The organism is Enterococcus italicus DSM 15952 (assembly GCF_000185365.1).
Taxonomy (GTDB): Bacteria; Bacillota; Bacilli; order Lactobacillales; family Enterococcaceae; genus Enterococcus_G; species Enterococcus_G italicus.
On record NZ_GL622241.1, the window covers coordinates 2,088,252 to 2,094,909 of the forward strand.

Annotated in this window: 8 protein-coding genes and 2 pseudogenes; 5 read left to right on the plus strand and 5 right to left on the minus strand. The window is 35.4% G+C overall.

The features are described from left to right. Positions 1-50: 50 nt before the first annotated feature. The 3 genes and pseudogenes from HMPREF9088_RS09630 to HMPREF9088_RS09640 form a co-directional block, all read left to right on the plus strand. Positions 51-716 carry a cyclic nucleotide-binding domain-containing protein gene (locus tag HMPREF9088_RS09630; protein ID WP_040366970.1) on the plus strand — a complete coding sequence of 222 codons (666 nt, stop codon included), beginning with the start codon at positions 51-53 and terminating at the stop codon, positions 714-716. A gap of 320 nt (positions 717-1,036) precedes the next feature. Continuing rightward, complete coding sequence (locus HMPREF9088_RS09635) at positions 1,037-1,615, plus strand: iron chelate uptake ABC transporter family permease subunit (RefSeq protein ID WP_007209053.1); 579 nt, start codon at positions 1,037-1,039, stop codon at positions 1,613-1,615. Between the two features lie 102 nt (positions 1,616-1,717). Continuing rightward, positions 1,718-2,053: pseudogene (locus HMPREF9088_RS09640) on the plus strand (ABC transporter substrate-binding protein); the annotation flags it as partial. Positions 2,054-2,156: 103 nt separating this feature from the next. Here the strand turns inward: HMPREF9088_RS09640 and HMPREF9088_RS09645 are convergent. After that, on the minus strand, positions 2,157-3,314 hold the full coding sequence (locus tag HMPREF9088_RS09645; protein WP_007209055.1) for a TraB/GumN family protein: 1,158 nt from the start codon (positions 3,312-3,314) through the stop codon (positions 2,157-2,159). Between the two features lie 205 nt (positions 3,315-3,519). Between HMPREF9088_RS09645 and HMPREF9088_RS12445 the strand changes: the two are divergent. Together HMPREF9088_RS12445 and HMPREF9088_RS12550 are read left to right on the plus strand one after the other, a co-directional pair. Continuing rightward, a pseudogene (locus HMPREF9088_RS12445) lies at positions 3,520-4,074 on the plus strand (RraA family protein). Continuing rightward, positions 4,064-4,186: a hypothetical protein gene (locus HMPREF9088_RS12550; protein ID WP_007209057.1), complete on the plus strand. Its 123-nt coding sequence runs from the start codon at positions 4,064-4,066 to the stop codon at positions 4,184-4,186. Before HMPREF9088_RS12445 ends, HMPREF9088_RS12550 begins: the two are co-directional and overlap by 11 nt. 278 nt (positions 4,187-4,464) lie before the next feature. Here HMPREF9088_RS12550 and HMPREF9088_RS09655 read toward each other — a convergent pair whose 3' ends face one another. The 4 genes from HMPREF9088_RS09655 to HMPREF9088_RS09670 all read right to left on the minus strand — a co-directional run bounded on the left by HMPREF9088_RS09655 (position 4,465) and on the right by HMPREF9088_RS09670 (position 6,301). Beyond that, positions 4,465-5,004 carry a DUF1643 domain-containing protein gene (locus HMPREF9088_RS09655; protein ID WP_007209058.1) on the minus strand — a complete coding sequence of 180 codons (540 nt, stop codon included), beginning with the start codon at positions 5,002-5,004 and terminating at the stop codon, positions 4,465-4,467. Between the two features lie 146 nt (positions 5,005-5,150). Then, on the minus strand, positions 5,151-5,429 hold the full coding sequence (locus tag HMPREF9088_RS09660; protein ID WP_007209059.1) for a hypothetical protein: 279 nt from the start codon (positions 5,427-5,429) through the stop codon (positions 5,151-5,153). 81 nt (positions 5,430-5,510) lie between these two features. Then, positions 5,511-5,972: a JAB domain-containing protein gene (locus HMPREF9088_RS09665; protein ID WP_007209060.1), complete on the minus strand. Its 462-nt coding sequence runs from the start codon at positions 5,970-5,972 to the stop codon at positions 5,511-5,513. A 17-nt stretch (positions 5,973-5,989) separates the two neighbouring features. Then, positions 5,990-6,301 carry a DUF960 family protein gene (locus HMPREF9088_RS09670; protein ID WP_007209061.1) on the minus strand — a complete coding sequence of 104 codons (312 nt, stop codon included), beginning with the start codon at positions 6,299-6,301 and terminating at the stop codon, positions 5,990-5,992. Between the last annotated feature and the right edge of the window lie 357 nt (positions 6,302-6,658).

Here is a 6,658-nt window from a genome sequence, read left to right on the forward strand (position 1 = left end):
ATATTTTATTTAAGTTATACTTAATAAAAACCAATAAGGAGTGTATTTTAGTGAAAAGAATAAATGATTCCGAACGTTTATCGTCCTATATCATGAATCATGAATTGAACCATTATATGCATTCAAATTTACAGGAAATATCAACCTTACAATCATTCGAGAAAAATGAACATCTTATTCAAAGTGGAGAAATTTCTGATTTTCTCTATTTTTTGGTTGAAGGAACTGTAATTGTATACTCGTATGCATCAGATACTCAAAATATTTGTATCAATTATGCCTCAGCAATGATGCCTTTAGGTGAAGCGTCATCATTATGGGGAATAGAGCCAAAAAGTAGCGTAAAAGCAGCGACAAAATGTATTTGTATTTGTATATCATTGGCAACCTATCGGAATACATTACAGCAAGATGTTCTTTTTTTACAAAATACCTGTCGGCTTTTAAGTACTAGACTCAATACAAGTATTACGGTGGCTAACTCATTAGCTGAATCATTTGATATGCGTTTAGCGAAGTTTATCCTAGAAAATCAAAAAAATGATATTTTTACTTTCCAACTTACTACTTGTGCAGCTATATTGAACGTAAGTTATCGCCATCTTTTAAGAATTATCATGCAATTCCGCGAAAAAGATATTTTAGAAAAATTTGGAAATTCGTATATTATTCGTGATCTTAACGCTCTAAAAAACTTAGCCAACTATGATTACTAATAATTTTTATTCACTAGTGAATCCAATAGCTGTTACCGAAAAAATAATCTTACTGCCCAAATATATCCGTATTCTTAAAATTAATGATTAATCCACTTCTTCTCTCGTAGTTATACCACGTTTATTTTTGGTTTTTCTCTTCTCATCCAACATACTTTTCTATCAATTCCACTGATTTATTCCATAAAAGATGAATTTTTTGTTAGTTATTTTATCTATCTGTGAAAAAATACTTAAAAAATTGTTGAAATTTTCAGTCAAAATTAATATGCTATAAAAGAGAATGAGAATCATTTTCAATTAAGAAGTGAGGCCGATATATGAAAAAGTGGTTAGTGGTGCTGATATTTTTAATTTTAGCGACTACTTCAATTTTTGTCGGTGTAAACGAAGTGACAGTCAGTGGATTGATGGAAGGCAATCGCATGCAATGGTTACTTCTAGCCAAAACCCGCATACCACGAACGATCAGTTTGATTTTAGCAGGGGGAATGTTAAGTATTTCTGGTCGTATTATGCAGCATTTTATGCAAAATAAATTTGTCTCGGCAAATACTATTGGCATGATGGATAGTGCTCGTTTGGACATTTTGGTCGTGATGCTTTTTTACCCAACAGGTTCATCATTGATGAAAGCATTCGTAGCATTTCTTTTTTCCTATGCAGGGGTCTTGTTATTTTTATCACTTAGTCGTCTACTACCAAAAGGCGATTCAGTAATTTTGCCACTCGCTGGAGTCATGTTTGGTAATGTCATCAGTGCGATAGCTATTTTTTTCGCTTATCACTATCAATTGATCCAAAACATGTCCGCTTGGCTACAGGGGCATTTCGCCACAGTCATGGCAGGTAGTTACGAATTGATTTATTTAACCGTCCCCGTGGTGATCGTGCTGTAAGTTCTAGGGTATCAGATTACTGTCGCTGGACTGGGAGAAGAATTATCGACTAGCCTTGGTATGAATTATCAGCGATTGTAGTTTGTGACGTTTGCCTTCGTAGCATATGGTGAAGGTTCTCGCTTTGCAATAGTTCACGATACATTTGGCTTTGCACAAGCAGATGATACAATTGAGGCTTCTACTCATGGACAAAGCGTTTCTTATGAATACATTTTAGAAAAAAATCCCGATATTCTTTTTGTAGTGGATCGCACACAATCAATCGGGGGCGATACATCCAACAATGATATGGCTGATAATGAAATAGTGAAACAAACAAACGCAGGTAAAAATAACAAAGTCATTCAACTAGATCCACAAGTGTGGTACCTTGTAGGTTCTGGCTTGGAATCATTAAAAATCATGATTGACGATGTGAATCAAGCATTTGAATAAAAAAAGATTGTTTCAGCAAGTAAAACCGCTGAAACAATCTTTTTTTATTGCTGTTACAAAAGACGTGTGATAAAACACTATCCCACCTTACCTAAATGCCATTTTAAAAGAAGAAATTTTTAATTAATTGACTACCACCGATGATATTTCCGATTGCACCACCCATGGACGATAAGAAAAATAAAGCAATAATGTGCAAGAATCTGTTCTTGAAAATTGTTTTGATATGGCTGATGTCGTTAAAAATGTCAGACATATCTTTAACAGTTGGTTTTTTTCTCCATGCTTCAACGAGTGCAACAAACATACCCACATTTAGGATAGGATGGATGGTGCCAATGGGCGCAGTCACAAAGGCTGTAATGACGGACAATAGACTTCCTCTCCCTAATAAGGTGAAGAGTGCCGCAAGCGAAGAGTTCCATAAAAGCCATGTTTTGAGTTGTTCCATCCCGACTGTGTAATTTCCAAAGAAAAAAGATGCTAAGATTAAGCCAATAATTAAGGCTGGAAATAGATATTCTAGTATTTTTGACCCCATGGTTTTCTTTGGAATCGTATCTAATTCTTGGTTTCTATGACTATTTTTATTTTGTTTGATCAGTTCTGCCATACCATTAAGGTGGCCTTTGCCAATCACAACGACAATTTTTTCATCAGTATGTATATCGAAAATATTGTTAACCATGTATTCATTTCTTTCTAAAATTAATGTATCGTGAATCACGGGTAATTCTTCTCTTAGTGATGAAAAAGTCGTTTCAATTATATCCTCATTCATGATTTCTTGTAGTTTGTTCTCGTCGAGGTTCGCTTGTTCGCCATTTCCAAAAAGAAAAGCGACGATTAATTTAGCTTTTTGCCAAAAGGTCAAACTTCGCCAGATTCTATTCAAGGTTATATTGATGTTGCGATCCAATAATTTTAGCTCTGCTTTGTGTTCATGGGCTTTTTCTATAGCCATTTTAAATTCTGCCCCTGGTGCTGATTCAGTATTTGCAGCAAATCTTTTTTGAAAAGCAGCTAAAATAATTTGCATAAGTAACGGTGCTACTTTTTTCTCTTTGATGACTTTGACAATATCGGTATTTTCCCATTTATTGTTGTTTTGCATTGTTTCAAAACGTTCTTTATCAAGTTCAATTCCTATGTATTTCGGTTGAATCGCATCAATTGTTGCTTGCACTTCTTTCACACTCTCTTTTGATACATGAGCGGTTCCAATCAGAGTGATATTATTAATTGTAACTATATTTGTCATCAGCTAATTCCTTTCCTTCTGTCTATTTCTTTTTCAGCTAGTAAGATTTTCGTTTAATACGTTCATTTTAGGATAAAATAGAATAGAAAGATAGCTTGAAAAAATGAATTACGTTAGATAGTTGGTTCCGAAAAATCAATACACTCATGCAGAAAGGACTACATCGATATGACTTAGACTTATTTTGATTTACCAGAAAAAATTAATGAGCAATTACTCACACGCGCAAAAAAAAATAAGCCCTGCCTTGCTTTGTGATGGGATGCAAAAATTAGGAATCGCAAAAAATGGGGCCATGGACGCTTCTCTTATGCCTATCGATGAGCAGAAATTTATGGTCGGTACGGCTTGTACAGTTGATACAGAGGATGGCGATAATTTCCCAATTCACGTCGCCATATACCAAGGAAAGCCAGACTATGTATTGATTGTAGCTGGGAAAAACTCTATGGAGAGAGCCTACTTATGCGATTTGTTGGCTAGAGCAGCGGATGCCGTTGGACTAAGTGGTATCGTCGTTGATGGCTGTGTTCGTGACAAATTAGGCTTAAAAGAATTAGCTATCCCTGTCTACTCTAAAGGGATTATGTAACGTAGCCCAGCAAAAAAAGGACCAGGGAAAATAAATGTTCCCGTATTTTGCGCAGGTGTCTCTGTAAATCCTGGTGACTTAGTGGTCGGTGACGCTGATGGTGTCACCGTAGTTCCTAGAAATGTAGTGGAAAGAGTAATTGAGTTAGCAGAAAAAATTGTCCTATGAATTTCAACGAGCAATGCTAGTAAATGACTATAAACAAGCACGAGAAAATGGAACTGAGCTACCTGAATTAGCACCTTCATGGGTCATCGATATGTTGGGTAAACAATCATAATCTACTGAAAGCTAAAAGATCGTTTCCAGCTCATAAAGCAACAAAAAGGCAAAACATCCGAAAGTTGATTCTGGTGTGCACCCCGTCAATAGGACAATGAAATAGTATAAGATTTTTTCGTCGAACTACCCTGAGTTTTGGGGTAGTTTTTTTGATTTTTTCGTTTGTCAAATTAAGTTAGACAAACGAAATTCTAAAAAAAAATAGATTCAATATCTATATTAACATCAAATCTATTTTTAAAAATATCTTATCACTTTATTGGTTAGACTTTCTTTTTAAATCTTATCTGTTTCATTAAAGAACGCATCCACCTCTTTGAAATGCCACCTCAATCGACTATAGACATTTAGTGGATGAGCGATTTCGTTATTATCAGTAACCAATAATGAAGTCATCTTCTTCAATTTAGCAGGAAGCCCTTCATATAATGACTTACATTGATTATACGCTATTTTATTCGTCATTAGTATCGATCCGCATGCAATCACTATCTGTGTAATTGACTTATCTTTCAATACCGTTTGAATGGCCTCCTTATTCTCGTCATTAATCATCTTTCGCTTACTCCCTGTATTCGAGAATAAATTTACTGCTAGAAATCCCGAATAACCTAATGACCGAACATGCTTCTCAATAAATAGTGTCGTTAAATCTGAAACGAATGGATCAGTTGATCCGGGATGAATGGTAATCACAACCATATTATTTTTAGCATCACTGCACCACGTCTTTTTGAATAGGTAGCGCTGCTTATCACTAGCCGTTCCACTAGACCATACCTCAACAATTGCGGTGTCCATTGTTTTATTTATCATGTGCCTTTTGATTCTCCTTTCTTTCTTGAATAATACCGATAACTAACACACTAAATAATCTAATTCCCAACTTGATATAAACACTCATAGTTCTTCCTCCAATTCTGCTAGTATATCTGCTAAGTTGTCGATTAGTTCAGTAACAATTACTTCCCAGTCCATACGAGTACCTCCTCTATGATGATTCCTTTGTACAGTAATTGATGAGTAGTTGGCTCTACGATGAAGAATACTAAGCTCTCTTTTTCGTCATAACTAAAGACATGTGTTTCAACTAATTCTGGTAGTTGATTGGCCCATTCTTTAGGTACATAGTTTTCATCTAATTCATCATTGCCTAGTAATACACTTTCTATTGATAGTTCGGTTACTTGGTTTACTTCGGGGTAATAGTGCTTTAATAGTTCTTTGGCCTCTTCAAGCATAATTGCCTCTCTCCTTTTTGATTTATATTTTAGTAGTCGTACCTATATAAAAACCCCTAACAGTAAATTTACTGTTAGGGGTTAAATGAACTCTGCGAACACACCATCTCTTCTCATTGAAGAGTAACTACCATCTGCGGCTATAATAATGTGATCTCTTAGTCCAATTTGTAATAGCTGACATGCATCCAATAAATTCTTAGTAAAACGTCGATCTTCACGTGAGGGTTCCGTTGAATTACTCGGATGATTATGGGCTACGATAATATTGACTGCATTGCATAGTAAAGCTGTCTTCACAATTTCACGTGGCACTGCGAGTGATTGATTAACTGATCCAATGTGTACTGTTGAAATATTGACTACTTCGCCTTTCGTATTTAAACAAGCTACTACTAGGTGTTCCGTTGCTTTCTTCTCGATAAACTGTGAGAACAACTCGTAAGCGTCCTCGGGTGAAGAACACTTTCGTGGTTCATACAAAAAGCTGCTTTCTCTGATTAGTTGTAAGCTGACTACGTTTACTCGTTTCTTGACTGTCATTATCCTATGGCCTCCTTTTAATATTCTTCCGGTAGTAACATCGTTTGCGTCGATCCATCATCAATCACCCATAATTTTTCAGTATCAAGGATCGTACATTCAATCAGTTCAATAATGATTCGATTGATTCTTTCAGGTTCTTCTTGTCGATGAATGATAGCTAAGTGGCGGGGTGTGAGTACTTCGAACTCAAAAATTTGTAGGTAATCCAATTCATTATCTAGTTGATTCTCTCGATCAATTAGCCTCCAACAAGCTAACTGAATCTGATGACTAATTTGCGTATTTACTCCTCTCGTTACATATCGTTTCTGACTATTATCAAACATCACTAACACTCTCCCTTGATAAATAAAAATAGACCTAGCACCCGAGTATGGGTGCTAGGTCTTCATGGGTATAATATATGTTTGAAAATTTTATTGATACATAAGCATTAACGTTTTTTTCCTGCATCACTTCGCTTTTTTCTCCAAGCTCCGTCCTTATTCCTAGAACGATTTTGTCCCGCTGTGGGCCCAGTTTTCACAATAGGTCCATGTGTATCTCTTGGGGATTTAGATTTATTAACATCACTGCCTAAATTTTTTAATATATCACTTAATAAACTCATTAATTAATCAACTCATTTCTTCTTAGTTATACTTATATTATTCAATTCAGATTCCTTTCTGTCAAATAATCTT